The 13,644-nt window shown below is 46.4% G+C and carries 14 protein-coding genes; 5 read left to right on the forward strand and 9 right to left on the reverse strand.

From position 1 onward, the window contains the following. Positions 1-5 precede the first annotated feature (5 nt). The 7 genes from MKY22_RS03410 to MKY22_RS03440 all read right to left on the reverse strand — a co-directional run bounded on the left by MKY22_RS03410 (position 6) and on the right by MKY22_RS03440 (position 5,510). A complete protein-coding gene (locus MKY22_RS03410) occupies positions 6-590 on the reverse strand; it encodes a GGDEF domain-containing protein (protein WP_341086676.1) in 585 nt (194 codons plus the stop codon). Positions 591-702: 112 nt separating this feature from the next. Continuing rightward, positions 703-1,764 (reverse strand): hypothetical protein, encoded by a 1,062-nt coding sequence (locus tag MKY22_RS03415; RefSeq protein ID WP_290776707.1) that lies wholly within the window; start codon positions 1,762-1,764, stop codon positions 703-705. 171 nt (positions 1,765-1,935) lie between these two features. After that, positions 1,936-3,831, reverse strand: coding sequence for an ABC-F family ATP-binding cassette domain-containing protein (locus tag MKY22_RS03420; protein WP_445298365.1), 1,896 nt, complete (start codon positions 3,829-3,831; stop codon positions 1,936-1,938). A 7-nt stretch (positions 3,832-3,838) separates the two neighbouring features. Next, positions 3,839-4,537 (reverse strand): lysophospholipid acyltransferase family protein, encoded by a 699-nt coding sequence (locus MKY22_RS03425; protein ID WP_029340873.1) that lies wholly within the window; start codon positions 4,535-4,537, stop codon positions 3,839-3,841. Between the two features lie 78 nt (positions 4,538-4,615). Then, positions 4,616-4,873: a hypothetical protein gene (locus MKY22_RS03430; RefSeq protein WP_023467272.1), complete on the reverse strand. Its 258-nt coding sequence runs from the start codon at positions 4,871-4,873 to the stop codon at positions 4,616-4,618. 38 nt (positions 4,874-4,911) lie between these two features. Continuing rightward, positions 4,912-5,217, reverse strand: coding sequence for a hypothetical protein (locus MKY22_RS03435; RefSeq protein WP_290776702.1), 306 nt, complete (start codon positions 5,215-5,217; stop codon positions 4,912-4,914). A 125-nt stretch (positions 5,218-5,342) separates the two neighbouring features. After that, positions 5,343-5,510 (reverse strand): hypothetical protein, encoded by a 168-nt coding sequence (locus MKY22_RS03440; protein ID WP_023467274.1) that lies wholly within the window; start codon positions 5,508-5,510, stop codon positions 5,343-5,345. Positions 5,511-5,743: 233 nt separating this feature from the next. On the opposite strand from MKY22_RS03440, the gene MKY22_RS03445 reads away from it, so the two are divergent. From MKY22_RS03445 to map, 5 genes are all read left to right on the forward strand, one after another. Beyond that, the gene (locus tag MKY22_RS03445; RefSeq protein ID WP_023467275.1) at positions 5,744-6,598 is read left to right on the forward strand and encodes a CvfB family protein; all 855 of its coding nucleotides are present in this window, start codon (positions 5,744-5,746) and stop codon (positions 6,596-6,598) included. 332 nt (positions 6,599-6,930) lie between these two features. Further along, positions 6,931-8,493, forward strand: a complete 1,563-nt coding sequence (locus tag MKY22_RS03450) for a DEAD/DEAH box helicase (RefSeq protein ID WP_290776700.1) — start codon at positions 6,931-6,933, stop codon at positions 8,491-8,493. Between the two features lie 106 nt (positions 8,494-8,599). Continuing rightward, entirely contained in the window at positions 8,600-8,866 is a 267-nt protein-coding gene (locus MKY22_RS03455; protein ID WP_029340877.1) for a hypothetical protein, read from the forward strand. 72 nt (positions 8,867-8,938) lie between these two features. Beyond that, positions 8,939-10,129, forward strand: a complete 1,191-nt coding sequence (locus MKY22_RS03460) for an EAL-associated domain-containing protein (protein ID WP_023467278.1) — start codon at positions 8,939-8,941, stop codon at positions 10,127-10,129. 13 nt (positions 10,130-10,142) lie between these two features. Then, positions 10,143-10,904, forward strand: coding sequence for a type I methionyl aminopeptidase (gene map, locus MKY22_RS03465; RefSeq protein WP_414654406.1), 762 nt, complete (start codon positions 10,143-10,145; stop codon positions 10,902-10,904). A 294-nt stretch (positions 10,905-11,198) separates the two neighbouring features. Here the strand turns inward: map and menC are convergent, their stop codons facing one another. Then, the gene (gene menC, locus MKY22_RS03470; protein WP_058704976.1) at positions 11,199-12,269 is read right to left on the reverse strand and encodes an o-succinylbenzoate synthase; all 1,071 of its coding nucleotides are present in this window, start codon (positions 12,267-12,269) and stop codon (positions 11,199-11,201) included. After that, positions 12,266-13,639 carry an o-succinylbenzoate--CoA ligase gene (gene menE, locus MKY22_RS03475; protein WP_341086693.1) on the reverse strand — a complete coding sequence of 458 codons (1,374 nt, stop codon included), beginning with the start codon at positions 13,637-13,639 and terminating at the stop codon, positions 12,266-12,268. Before menE ends, menC begins: the two co-directional genes overlap by 4 nt. Positions 13,640-13,644: the final 5 nt, after the last annotated feature.

The raw sequence follows: 13,644 nt of genomic DNA on the forward strand, positions 1-13,644 counted from the left end.
TCGAATCAATAATTGTTCAGAGCTTTTACCATCTTCAGGTATAAGGAAATTCCGATTGATGGTGTGACTTGAAGCGTATGTGTCTGGATGTAGAACGGATGATTTAGAACTTCGAGAACGTGTTCGGCAAACTGGCGTGTTTCCGAAGCAGATGCCTGAATGAAGATCAAGAACTCATCTCCTCCAAGACGTGCAACGAGATCAGTTGACGTCGTCATCGATTGAAGGCGGCTCGCCGTCTCTTGTAACACGAGGTCACCAACATCATGCCCATAAGTGTCATTGATTTGTTTGAAACCGTCTAAATCAATGAATAGTAAGGAGCCGTATTCTAACGTCGGCAGAGTCAGATAAAGTTGTTCCTCGAAGTAACGCCGGTTTGGCAAATGCGTGAGCGAATCATGGTACCCCATACGTTCTAGCCATACTTCCTGTTGATAATCTTCCGTGATATCCGCCAAGATGACGAAATAGCGTTGTTGATCCGGGATATCGATGATTGTCGTATTCAAAAAGATTTCCGGATGTTCCTCCGTGGTCGGTACATGTAGCAAGTGAGAGGGATAAATCAGCTGCGCTTGTTGAAGCAATGGAATGAGTCGATCGAGTTGTAGCCGTTGGCTCGGTCCGAGCGGTAAATCGCTCCATCCAGCTTCGACAGCAGCTGGATTGACAGATCGAATCTGATACGTAGCATCGATTTCAAGAACAATTTCTGGATAAGATAGAAAAAGCGATGTTAGTTCCTTTTCCCTTAACTGTAAGAGTGCTGTCTTTTGATGGACAATGTCTTCTAGATTCGTTTGCAGTGCTGTTGTTTCCTGTAATAACCGCAGATTTTCCTGATATGAAAAGCTGTCGTGTTAAAAATAATAAAAACGTAATGCCGACGGAAAGTGAGAAGAAGGTTTGGGAGACAGGGAAGAATGTAATATAGAGAATCAGTACAGATAATAAGATGTACGACATCAAGGAACGCGTAAGTGTTTCGACCCGAATAAGAGTTGCTTGTTGTTCATGACTGATGGGAAGAGCGCGAGTATTCATGAAGGCAAGGATGAAGAGTCCGCTGAGTGGGTATAGCGGAAGCAATAAACCAGCTATTCGCGGTTCACCGTTTAATAACAACGTATAAAAAATAAAGTTCGTCATACCGAGCACGAACGTTCCGAGTACTAGGAAGAGGAACCCTAATCTCGATACGTTTCGCTTTAGTCCAGAAGCATAAAGTAAGAAAAAGAACAGCGTTAACAGAATCGTCAAGAAGGCATAGAAGGTCCAACTGATTTGCTCGAGTACCGTTCTAGTATAAGAGGGGACAAAGCGGAAAATAGCGATGTATCCAGCAATCATTGATACAGTGAACAATGTTAAAGAATCAAGAATCAATAATTTTTGTTTTTGAAACAAAGTCAAATCCAACTGCCGAAATAAGAAGATGACCATCATCGTTAAATGAACCGTATAAGGCAGATCTAATAAGACGTTCAGGTTAACAGCGTTCCATTGAAAAAGACGACCAATCATATTGAGGAAATCGCCTAGAAAATACGAGAAAAAGGCGATCGATAACCATTTATATGGAATGGAAGATTGTTTGAAAGCCTTCGATTGACTAAGTAGGAAGATGACGAAAGAACCGACTAGACTAATGATCGCTGAAAGTTGTAACGAGCGATCTTGTGGCAATAGCCATAGCAGGGTGTACGTAACAACTAAGTAGAATGCGACGGTAGGGTAGATGTTATGAACGATCCGTTTCACCGGAACTCCTCCTTTCGTAAGCCTTCCATGAAAATGAAATATGCTATAACATTACCCGATATCTAGTTTGAATTCACATTTATTTTCAGATTTAAAATGAAAATAAGAGGCAATTCCCATTTCATGAAAAAAGCAGGGTTCTTCTTTAAGGAAGAACTCCGCTTATCGAAATTATTGATTAGATTGACGATAGTTTTCAAATGCCTCGATTTTTTCAGAAAGGTACGTCCAATACTCCATCCGTTCATCAAGCATCGCTTTCGTTTTTTCAATGGCTTGATACAGTTCATTGACTTTACCGAGATCGCTTCCTGCCGAAGCAAGTTCGGCTTCTAATTGCTCCAGTTCTGCCTCACTTTCTTCGATTTGTTGTTCAATGATTGCCCAATCTTGTTGTTCCTGATAACTTAGTTTCTTTGGCGTCTCTATCTTTGGTGCTGTAGCAACCTCAACCGTCTTTTCAACAACGATTGAGGGAACGGGTGCTGTCATTTGCTCAAGATAGTCTGTATATTGTCCATAATAAAAGACGACATTCCCGTCTTCAAATGCAATCAAGCGATTGACGACCCGGTCGAGGAAGTAGCGATCGTGGCTGACCGTGATGACGGTGCCTGGGAATGATTCTAAATAATCTTCGAGTACGGATAACGTCTCAGTATCCAAGTCGTTCGTCGGCTCATCAAGGAAGAGGACGTTCGGTTCTTCCATCAAAATCGTCAACAATTTCAGACGTCGTTTTTCGCCGCCGGAAAGCTTACCGATTTGTTTATATTGGGCTTCCGGTTTAAAGAGAAACTGTTCGAGCATCTGACTTGCCGTGATCTCCTCGCCAGCGAGTGTCGTGATGACTTTTGCGATTCGTTCGACCTCATCGATGACACGGCGTTCGGGATGCGTGAATTCGGCAAATTGCCCATAAAAGCCGATCTTCACCGTTTCGCCGTGAATGATTTCACCGGTTGTTGGTTCTAAGCGTTGCGCAAGAATTGAAAGAAGTGTTGATTTTCCACTCCCGTTTCGTCCTACGATGCCATACCGTTCTTTCCGTCCAATCAGAGCGTTAAACGATTCAAAAAGGGTCCGTTCACCAAATCGATGCGAGACATCATGCGCTTCGATGACTTTTTTACCAAGACGGGTCGAACCGACCTGTACTTCGAGTGTTGATTCTTCTTCCTCGTACGAGAGGTCTTGTAAAGCATCCACGCGCTGGATTCGCGCTTTTTGTTTCGTCGTCCGCGCCTTTGCTCCGCGACGCAACCAGGCGAGTTCGCGACGGAGGATGTTTTGACGTTTTTCTTCCATAGAAGCCGTCCGTTCACGGCGTTCGGCACGTTTCTCAAGAAACGATTCATAGTTTCCGACATAGAAATAAGCCGTACCGTTCGCGATCTCCATCATATGATTCGTCACACGATTCAAGAAATAGCGATCGTGGGTAATCAGTAGAATCGCACCACGGTATTCCTTGATTTGAGTCTCAAGCCAACTGATCGTCTCAGCATCGAGTTCGTTCGTCGGCTCATCGAGCAGGAGAAGATCGGCTTCATCAAGTAAAGCTTCAGCGAGTCCGACACGCTTGCGTTGTCCTCCGGAAAGAGAGCCGATCAACGCGTTCAAGTCGAGGATGCCGAGTTTGTTTAAAATCATCTTTAAGCGTGATTCCGTGTCCCAAGCTTGCGCAGCATCGACTTCTGTCTGAGCTGTAATGAAGCGATTGAGTAGTGTTTTACTCGTCGGATCTTGTTCAAGTGCTAGACGCGCTGTTTCATAGTGATGTAACGCATTAATCGTTGGTGTATCACCAGACAACAATACTTCCATGACCGTTTGGTCTTCCGGATAATCGGTCGTTTGCGATAGCAAGCGGATCCGATAATCATTCGGGTGATGCATCGTACCAGCGTCTGCCGTCTCTTTACCTGCCAAGATATGCAGGAGTGTCGACTTACCGGTACCATTGACGCCGATGATGCCAATCCGGTCGCCAGGTGAGACGGAGAATGTCACATCTTCGAAGACGATTTTATCGGCGAATTCTTTTTTGAGATTTTCTGCTTTCATTAACATATTAGACACCTTCTACAATCTGTTTGATTTGCTGTTCGACTGTTTGGACGAGTTCTTTCTGTGTCATCGTACTCGGATCAATCGACGGTAAGATCGTGACGTCGACCGTGGCAGGACGAATCTTACCCGTCTCCTCCATGACACGATAACTTCCTGAAATTGCGACGGGTACGACGCGAGCGCCACTTGAGGTCGCGAGTGTGAAGCTTCCCGCTTTGAACTCCGCCATTGGACCGCCTTTGGAGCGTGTTCCTTCCGGGAAGATGATCATCGATTGTCCGTCCTTGATCGTCTCGACACCAGAACGAATCGCTTTCAGCGATTGGCGTCGATCTTTTCGATCGATCATGACACATCCCATCAGATTCATCCAAACATTGACGATTGGGATTTTATTCACTTCGATTTTTGAGATGAATGCTTTCGGTTTATCGATTGTTCCAAGTAGAATCGGAACATCGAAGTTCCCTTGGTGATTCGAGATGAAAACGACAGGTTCGTTTGCTGGGATGTGTTCACGACCTGTTACGTTGACACGAACACCAGCGAGTCGGAGAAGAGAGTTTGCCCAGGCGCTTGCTACACGCTGGACGAACGCATAGCGCGCGAGATGCGTTCGACGTTTTGCACTAGGTAAAAACGGTAAGGTACAGGGTAAGACAAGTCCAAAATAAATGAACCATATGACAGTACGTATCATGATGAAGTGACAGCTCCTTTTTTCATTACTGATGTTATTGTACAAAAAAAGACCGGGCGTCGCACCCGGTCTGCGTGATTATTCCCAGTAACGAGGTTCAGATTCCTCTTCGCTTTCTCCTAGTTCAAAGGTGAGGCGACGTGTCGTTGGATCAACAGAGAACGTAGCATTTGTATTGTCGATCTGTTTGATTTCCATCGTTTCCTCATCCAAAATGAGAGTCAAGCGGACCTTATCTTCGTGATCTACGAGCAGTACGCCATCTTCCTTCAACCATAAATCGATGACAGGGGAGTAGCGAAGTGTCCAACCGTTTGATAAAGGGATTTCGTTCATAATGAATCTGTTCCTCCTAGATGATGAAATCGTGTTCTTTATTTATCATGCTGGTCTGTCGCGGAGAATGCAAGTGGTGTGCTGGAATCTTGTTGAGGATAAGAGACTTGATAAGAAAGTTCACGCTTTTTCATCCGTTCGTACTGTTTTTTGACACGACGGTGTCGGATGTATTCAATGTAAGTCAGATAGGACGTACGTATCAGCTGGCGGATTGATGATAGTGACAGACAAATCGCTAGCGTAAAGACGAACACACCGATCGAACTCGTATAATAACCGGTAACAAAACTTAAATATGTAGTGATGAGACCCGCAATCGTCGTGAATAAGTAGAAGAGCACGTCCGTTTCCTCCTCGAAATTAAAATAATGGTATGTCCATTACAATTCGAGGTAAGCCGTGATTTTCCTTTATCGTCCTGTAAATGTCCGGAAAAAATAAAAAATCCACACGGAAGGTGTAGATTTTAAGGGCGGTCGATTTGCTGAAGCGCTGGTGTCTTCGGTGTCATATCCGTACTGTTCGATCCTTCTGCGAAGACGATTCCAATCGTAGCAAGGAACGCAAAAAATGCAAAAACCAATGTTTTCGTGAAGCGTCGTGCGAACGAACGCGATTGAATGTTATGAAACATTTTTATCCCCCATATTTACCTAAACTAAACCTTCTTTTTCCTGTTATTTAATCATATATCTTTTTTTCAAAAAAATCACGCAAATGTGTTCTGTTCACAAATATGTCACAACTGTCACCATTGTGTCGATATCAGAGATGAATGGAAAAAGAGTATAGTATGGTAGGGAAAGAACAGCAGAACGATTCACAAGGACTGGAATCGATTCAAATACAGAGAGGAGATGACCCGAAATGGGATTACGCGCAGGACAGGTTGTCACATTAAAAGTAGAACGCGAAGCAGAGTTCGGAGTGTTTCTGACAGATGGAAATGAAGACGTGTTGTTGCATAACAATGAACAAACACGGAAAGTAGCCCTCGATGAAGAGGTAGAAGTCTTCTTGTATCAAGATAATGAAGGGCGTCTAGCATCATCGATGACGATTCCAGAAGCTTCATTTGAAGACTATGTCAAGACGACGATTAATGGAACACGCTATAACACAGGAGTGTTCGCGAACATCGGTATTCAAAAAGACGTTCTCGTCTCACTCGACGATTTGCCGCAGCGCCGGATGTTCTGGCCAGAAGAAGGCGATCAACTCTTCATTCGTCTGAAACATGATCAGAAGCTTCGGTTACTCGGAGACCCTGCACCTTATGCATACTTCAACTTACGTGCGAAGCCAGCTCCAGAGGAGTGGAACAACATGGACGTCGAAGGTCTCGTCTTCTCACAACGTGAACCAGGCGTTAACGTCTGGGTCAACGATCAATCGATCGGATTCTTGCATGAACGTGAGATGGAACGCTGGCCGCGTCTTGGAGAAGTCTTGAAATTACGAGTGACAAATGTAAAACCAGATGGTACAGTATTACTTTCAGCACGACCACGTGCCTTTGAAGCCATTGATACAGACGCGGAGTTGATTCTGAACCATCTACTTGAACATGATGGTCAGATGCCGTATGGTGATAAGACAGCTCCCGAGACGATCGATGAAGTATTCGGTCTCAGCAAGGCAGCATTCAAACGAGCGCTCGGTCGCCTGTTGAAAGATAAAAAAATAGAAAAAAATGAAACGGGTATTCGGTTGACGAAATAATCGGACCGAGTAAGCCTGCGTTTCGAATAGATAGTAAGGAATTCATCATTTTGGTGGTTGCGGCTGGTTTGATTACCGGCGACCATTTACTGAATATACCCCATCACTAGTGGGGGCACGCGATGACGTACATCGCACGGTCCGGGCACTTCGCCTTTCCCTCGCCCTTATGGCAACGATTATGATGGTGACTTCCCTAAACATTATTATAAGAGAAACCACTCTATCTTTATGTGATAGATTCTGTTATAATAGGTAGTCGATTGTATTCGTTACGGTAGCGTCTGTTTAGTGGCAGACGTTTTTCATATGACAAAGGAGAGTATTTAGCATTGACAACATTTCGTGAATTAAATCTTAGTGAGGCACTTATCAAAGGTGTCCTAAAAATGGGCTTCGAAGAAGCAACACCAATCCAAGCAGAAACAATTCCAGTCGGACTCAGTGGCGTTGACTTAATTGGTCAAGCACAAACAGGTACTGGTAAAACTGCAGCGTTCGGTATCCCAACAATCGAGCGTCTTGACGCAAAATCACGCAACATCCAAGCGTTGATTCTTGCTCCAACACGTGAGCTCGCAATCCAAGTAGCAGAAGAATTGAACCGGATCGGTGAAGTAAAACGCGTTCATGCACTTCCTGTTTACGGCGGTCAGCAAATCGATCGTCAAATCCGCGCACTTCGCAAAAATCCACAAATCGTCGTTGCGACACCAGGACGTTTGATGGACCACATGAACCGTAAGACGTTGAACCTCGATCACGTTCAAACGGTCATCCTTGACGAAGCAGATGAGATGTTGAACATGGGATTCGTCGAAGACATTGAGAAAATCCTCGGTGCACTTCCTGAAACACGTCAAACACTCTTATTCTCAGCAACGATGCCACCACAAATTCGTAAAATCGCAGATCGTTTCATGACGACTCCGACACATATCAAAGTCAAAGCAAAAGAAATGACAGTTGAAAACATCGACCAGTCATTCATCGAATTGAAAGAAAGCCAAAAATTCGACGTTCTTTGCCGTTTGATCGACACGGATTCTCCGGAACTCTCAATCATCTTCGGTCGTACGAAAAAACGTGTTGACGAAATGACTGAAGGTTTGATCCAACGTGGATACACAGCTGACGGTTTACACGGTGACTTAACACAAGCAAAACGTGACCAAGTCATCCGTCGTTTCAAAAAAGGAACGATTGATATCCTCGTCGCGACAGACGTTGCAGCACGTGGTCTTGACATCTCTGGTGTCACACACGTCTACAACTTCGACGTCCCACAAGATCCAGAGAGCTATGTTCACCGGATTGGTCGTACGGGTCGTGCTGGTAAAACGGGATCGGCTGTCACATTCGTTACACCACGTGAATTCGGTCAAATCAAAACAATCGAACGTGTCACGAACAAAAAAATGTCACGTCGTCATGCACCAACACTTGATGAAATCTTAGAAGGCAACTTGAAGCTTGCTGCACAAGAACTCATCAAACGCGTTGAAGCAAAAGACTCAAAAGAATATACGACACTTGCACAAGAACTCTTAGAAGAGTACGAAGCAGTGGAACTTCTTTCAGCAGCACTTAAAGGATTGACGAAAGAGCCGGATGCAACACCAGTCCAAATCTCTTCAATCGAACCAATCCGCGTGAAACGTTTCGGTAGCAACGGTGGTGGAAACCGTCGTCCTTACGGAAACAAAGGTGGAAGTGGAAGCGGCAACCGCAGTGGCGGATACCGTGGAAACAACCCACGTGGCGGTAGTGATCGTCGTGAAGGTGGTCGTTCATCTTCTTCATCAGATCGTCGTGAAGGCGGTTATGCTGGACGTAGCAACCGTAGCGAAAGCGATCGTAACCGTGGTGGACGTAAACCACGTTTTGAAAAGTAAACGATTCGAACCGATTTGTCACAGACAAGTCGGTTCTTTTTTATGATTTATCTGAGCGGTCATGATAAAATGAGCCATGAACGATAGGGAGAGGGCTGAATCATTCGTGTATACCATTTATGTAGCAGCATCCGTCTGTCTCGTTGCACTGATTATCGCGACGAAAAAGATTTGTGAGCGGACGACAAAAGGACATTTTCGTTATATTCCGTTGGCGACCTTATTATTTGGCGGCATCATCTTTCTTGTGCTAGCCATCGGTAAGGGGGGAGCCGTCGGAATCCAATACGGTGTCCTGAGTATCATCTACTTGACGGCGACATTCGGTGTGTACTTGTATATCGCATTGAGGAAAGATACGACGTTATCGTAAAACAGGGGCTCTCTCGTTACAGAGAGGCTCTTTTTTTGTTAAGATAGAACAAGAGTACAAGGGGGGAATAGAATGGATGCATTAGATGTCATCGTTCATCCCGAAGAGATAGAGGCATGGTTTCAACCGATCGTAGGCGCTGCCCCTTTTAAGGTGGAAGGGTATGAAATCCAGTCCCATTTTCGTGGAGAACCGTTAAAACCATTTTTTCAGGAAGATGATGTTCCAATCGAGTATCAACTCGAAGTCATGGGGCATGTCGTCCGTCAAGCATTCCAAAAAGTACCCTCCGATGCACAAGCGTTTATTCTGATCCGTTGTCGTCCAGCTTGGCTGTTTGAAAACGGTGGGGAGGACTTCTTGCATGTCTTACGGACGGTCGACTCGTCGTTTCCAAAAGAGCGGATGTACGTTACTTTGACGGATGTCCAAGTCGATGATTTTGACCGTTTGGGTCGGATCGTTGCGTATTACCAGAACTCTGGACTGAAGGTAGCGCTGGACCGTGCGGAAGCAACGAGTCTTGAACGTGTCTTTTCGATGTCGCCGGATATGTTGATCGTCGATTTATCCTCCATGATTGAAAAAAAGACCGTCTCAGCGTCGTATCCACATCTCTTACAGACGATGGAGCATCTTTGCGACCAGCTTGGAGCGCCACTTTTGTATAAGAATATCAGTCATCTCGGTCAACTTCGGTATGCGTGGCAACACGGAGGACGTTACTACATGGGGAATCTACTTGGAGAAGCATCACCTGAATGGGTCATGACCTGTCCTGGTATGGAAGTGTTGATCCATGAAGTCCCGATGTTTTATAAATATGATCGCGAGCAGATGAATCGCTTGTTTCAGCTAGAGCAAGACTGGACGGTTCGATTTAATGAAGATTGTCAGTCCTTGAAGCCGGAGCAAGATCTCGATCAATGGTTGCTGACGCTCGCCCGGAAGATGGAGCCAGAATTCATCCGGTTTTATATAACGGATGCGAATGGATTCCAACAATCTTCAAATGTCAGTAAAAAGAGTGGGGAGTGGAAACTGTATTCCTTCTACAAAGGGTACAACTGGAGTTTCCGTCCTTACTTCATCCGGACGACGGTAGCTATGGAACGACGACATAGTGGATATTTGTCCGAACGGTACGTCGACTTCAGCTCGAGTGAACAAACGCGGACATTTAGTATGCCGCTTAGTAATGGGATGTTCTTATTTGCGGATATCTCTGCAGATTATCTATATCAAGAACGATTGAGTGAATGAGGAGGAAATGAAAGTGTTAGATTATGATTACGAGGCATTACGAGAAATTGGACGAATCGTCGCCATGGCACGCGATGAGATGGCGGATGCCGTCAAACCGGGAGTCACGACGAAGGAACTCGATGACATCGGAGCACGCATCCTGAAGGAACAGGGAGCAGAGTCTGCTCCAATCGTCATGTACGATTTCCCAGGAGCGACATGTATCAGTGTCAACGATATCGCAGCACACGGTATCCCAGGGAAGTATGTCATTCAAGAAGGTGATATCGTTAATGTCGATGTCTCGGCTGTGAAGAACGGTTACTACTCGGACACAGGGAAGACGGTCATCGCAGGAGAAGCAAAACGTCCGGAAGATGTCCGACTCGTTGAAGTGTCATTGACGGCGCTTGAGAAAGGACTTGAAAAAGTCAAAGCCGGAACGAAGGTCAACCAGATCGGAAAAGCAATCTATGCCGAAACACGTAAGAGCGGTTTCACGGTCATCCGTAACTTAGCGGGACATGGTCTCGGTAAGACACTTCATGGTGAGCCAGAATCCATCTCGAACTACTTCAATCGTGAAGAGAATGATTTGTTGAAGGAAGGCCAAGTCATCGCTGTCGAGACGTTCATTTCAACAGGAGATGAGTTCTGTATCGAAGATGAGCGGGACGGTTGGACGTTATACACACCGAACCGGAGCCTCGTCTCACAATTCGAGCACACGGTCGTCGTCTTGAAGGACGGGTATGAGATTTTGACGAAAGTCGAAGGCAAAGAATCGTTCTAAGAAAAGCTCATATAGTAAAACACGAGAAGGGGGCTGACTCAAAAGTCAGTTTCCACAAAGGTAAGGGTGGCAGAATGATAATCTGCCACCCTTACTTCATAACAAAAAGAATGACGCGTTTCACGCATCTCCTACAGGAAAAAGCGCATCTTTGCGCTGTCAGAGACAAACAAGACCAGCTTTCCTGCTTGAATAAGGCAGGGAAAGCTAGCTTGTGTCTCGACTGAGGAAAGGGCGTGAAAAGACGCGTCATTCTTTTTTGAGTCAGCCTCCTTTTTCGTCGTAGTGCTCCTATTATAAGGATATCCGGGACGTTGCCAATTTATTTAACTGTGACTCGGATACGGCTGGAGCGGAATAACGAATGTGTCCGTGTTCGACATGATACGGGGTCTCAAGCAAATCTTCTTCGAAATAATCGGCAGTACTTGCCATATCGATCGGATAAGCGAGTCCAGGCAGTGTTGCAAAAGCAAGGGTCTGACGACGCCCGATACCGCTCTCGAACATCCCACCGAGCCAGTATGGTGCTTTTGTTCGAAGGGACAAAGCGTTCGTCAGTCCACCGACGCGTGCCGGCTTGATGTTTAGAATCTGACCAGCGTGGAGCGTCTGCATCAACTCGGCATCTGCTGGAGCGACGATGGATTCATCCAGACAAATCGGTGTCTGTAAGAGTCTAGCGAGACGTTGATGTCCGGACCAATCCGACGCTGCGAGCGGCTGTTCCATCATAACGAGACCGAATGAATCCCACTGTTGTAATAGAGGGAAGTCTGCTTCAGTGAAGCTGCCGTTAGCGTCAAACATCAAGGGCGCATCAGGGAAAGCGGCACGTACTTGCTCAAGAACGACGGTATCCGTCGGAGCGAGCTTCAGCTTGATCCGTCCATATCCGGAAGCGATCGCTTGTCCGACGGCTTCGACGGTCTGTGCTGCAGAAGCCCGTCCGAGTGCTTTCCCGCAAGGTACGAGAGATGATTCATCACCTCCGAGATACGTGGCGAGCGATTGACCGGTAGCTGCTGCGAATAATTCATAGATCGCGCCTTCGAACATCGCCTTTGCCATCGGATTACCTTGCACGATGTGGAATCGATCCGTAACGTCTGCTGGATGATGGAGCGGTTGTTCAAGTAATCGATACAGCAGCGGAGCGATTCCTTGAAGAGAGTGCTGTGTTTCCGATGTATACCACGGTGTATCAAACGCGACACCTTCCCCGTAACCGATTCGTCCTTCCGAATCAGTCAGACGCAAAATCGTCGTCCGACGTACTGTCAGCGTCGAGAGGGCGGTTTGCATCGGACGACGAAAGACGAGCGGAACATCGAACAGTTCGGCAGACCGGAGAGTGATACTCATAATAACTCCTTCAGTTGCTTCCGCAATAGTTTACCGTTCGCATTGCGTGGCAGCGCGCTATGATAGATATAATCAACCGGACATTTATATTTAGCGAGCAATTGACTGATTTCCGTTCGGACGATGACTTCATCGAGTGTGCTGACGATGAAGGCGACCGGAACCTGTCCCCATTTAGCATCAAATCGTCCGACGACACCTGCTTCTTGAATTCCATCAATCGAGAGAAGTGCTGATTCGACTTCAGCTGGATAAATGTTTTCCCCACCTGAGATGATGAGGTCGCTTCGACGATCGAGGACGTAGAGGTATCCATCGGCGTCCAAGCGTCCTAAGTCACCAGTCTTGAAAAAACCGTCTGCCGTAAACGCTTCTGCCGTTTTCTCTTCCTCATGAAAATAACCTTTCATGATCGTCGGTCCTTTGACTTCGATTTCTTGATGACGTGTAATGCGGATTTGTGTCGGATGAATCGCTTGTCCGGCCGATCCAATCTTTCGTAAGGCATCCTCTGGCAAAAGAGTCGCGATTTGAGAAGCCGTTTCTGTCATCCCGTATGTCTGCATGACCGGGATATTGCGGTCGAGTGCACGCGTCAGAATCGGTAATGGCACAGGACCGCCTCCTGTCAGTACGACGCGAAGCGCGTGGCGACGTAGCCCGGCTTCGAGCAGTCGATCAAGCATGACCGAGACGAGTGAGACGTGGGTGATCTTTTCCGTCGTAATCCAGTGCAAGGCGCGTTCTGGTGAAAAATGTGGCTCAAGAATGATCGGTACTCCGTAGATGACCGCCCGATAGACGACAGCTAATCCACTCATATGGAACAGCGGCGTGACGATCAAAAAACGATCCTCTGGCAGTGATCCGATATGACGCGCGGCGTTCGTCGCACTTGAAAAATGATTCAACATCGTTTGTTCGACGGCTTTCGGATGTCCGGTCGTACCACTCGTAAAGAGCATCGATTGGACGTATTGCTTGGGCATATGGCGTATTAACAGGTCAGGTGCTTCTTTTTCATAAGAGAAAGCCACGCACGGAATCCTTGTATCAAGTGTCCGGTCCGTCACGATGAGCCGTACATCTGCCTGCTTGAATTGACGTAATACTTCCGTTTGCGTCAAACGTGTGTTGATCGGGACGACGGTCAGTTCAAGCAATTGAGCTGCGTGAAGTGCGACGATGTAGCGCGCACTCGATGGACCGTACAGGGCGATCCGGTCTCCGCGTGTCACGATCGTCGCCCAAGTACTCGCTAAGCGATGCGCGCGTGCATATAGTTCGGACCACGACCAACGCTCTGTTTCCGTAATGAGTGCGATGTCATCCGGCTGTTCTTTTGCCCGTGTATAGATCCAAGGATACAAAATAG

This window comes from Exiguobacterium sp. FSL W8-0210 (genome assembly GCF_038006045.1).
GTDB lineage: Bacteria > Bacillota > Bacilli > Exiguobacteriales > Exiguobacteriaceae > Exiguobacterium_A.

Excerpts from the sequence above, each read along its gene's own strand:
- MKY22_RS03425 (WP_029340873.1), bottom strand. The coding sequence starts at position 4,537 with ATGATACGTACTGTCATATGGTTCATTTATTTTGGACTTGTCTTACCC.
- menC (WP_058704976.1), bottom strand. The coding sequence starts at position 12,269 with ATGAGTATCACTCTCCGGTCTGCCGAACTGTTCGATGTTCCGCTCGTC.
- MKY22_RS03430 (WP_023467272.1), bottom strand. The coding sequence starts at position 4,873 with ATGAACGAAATCCCTTTATCAAACGGTTGGACACTTCGCTACTCCCCT.
- MKY22_RS03445 (WP_023467275.1), top strand. The coding sequence starts at position 5,744 with ATGGGATTACGCGCAGGACAGGTTGTCACATTAAAAGTAGAACGCGAA.
- MKY22_RS03420 (WP_445298365.1), bottom strand. The coding sequence starts at position 3,831 with ATGAAAGCAGAAAATCTCAAAAAAGAATTCGCCGATAAAATCGTCTTC.
- MKY22_RS03460 (WP_023467278.1), top strand. The coding sequence starts at position 8,939 with ATGGATGCATTAGATGTCATCGTTCATCCCGAAGAGATAGAGGCATGG.
- MKY22_RS03440 (WP_023467274.1), bottom strand. The coding sequence starts at position 5,510 with ATGTTTCATAACATTCAATCGCGTTCGTTCGCACGACGCTTCACGAAA.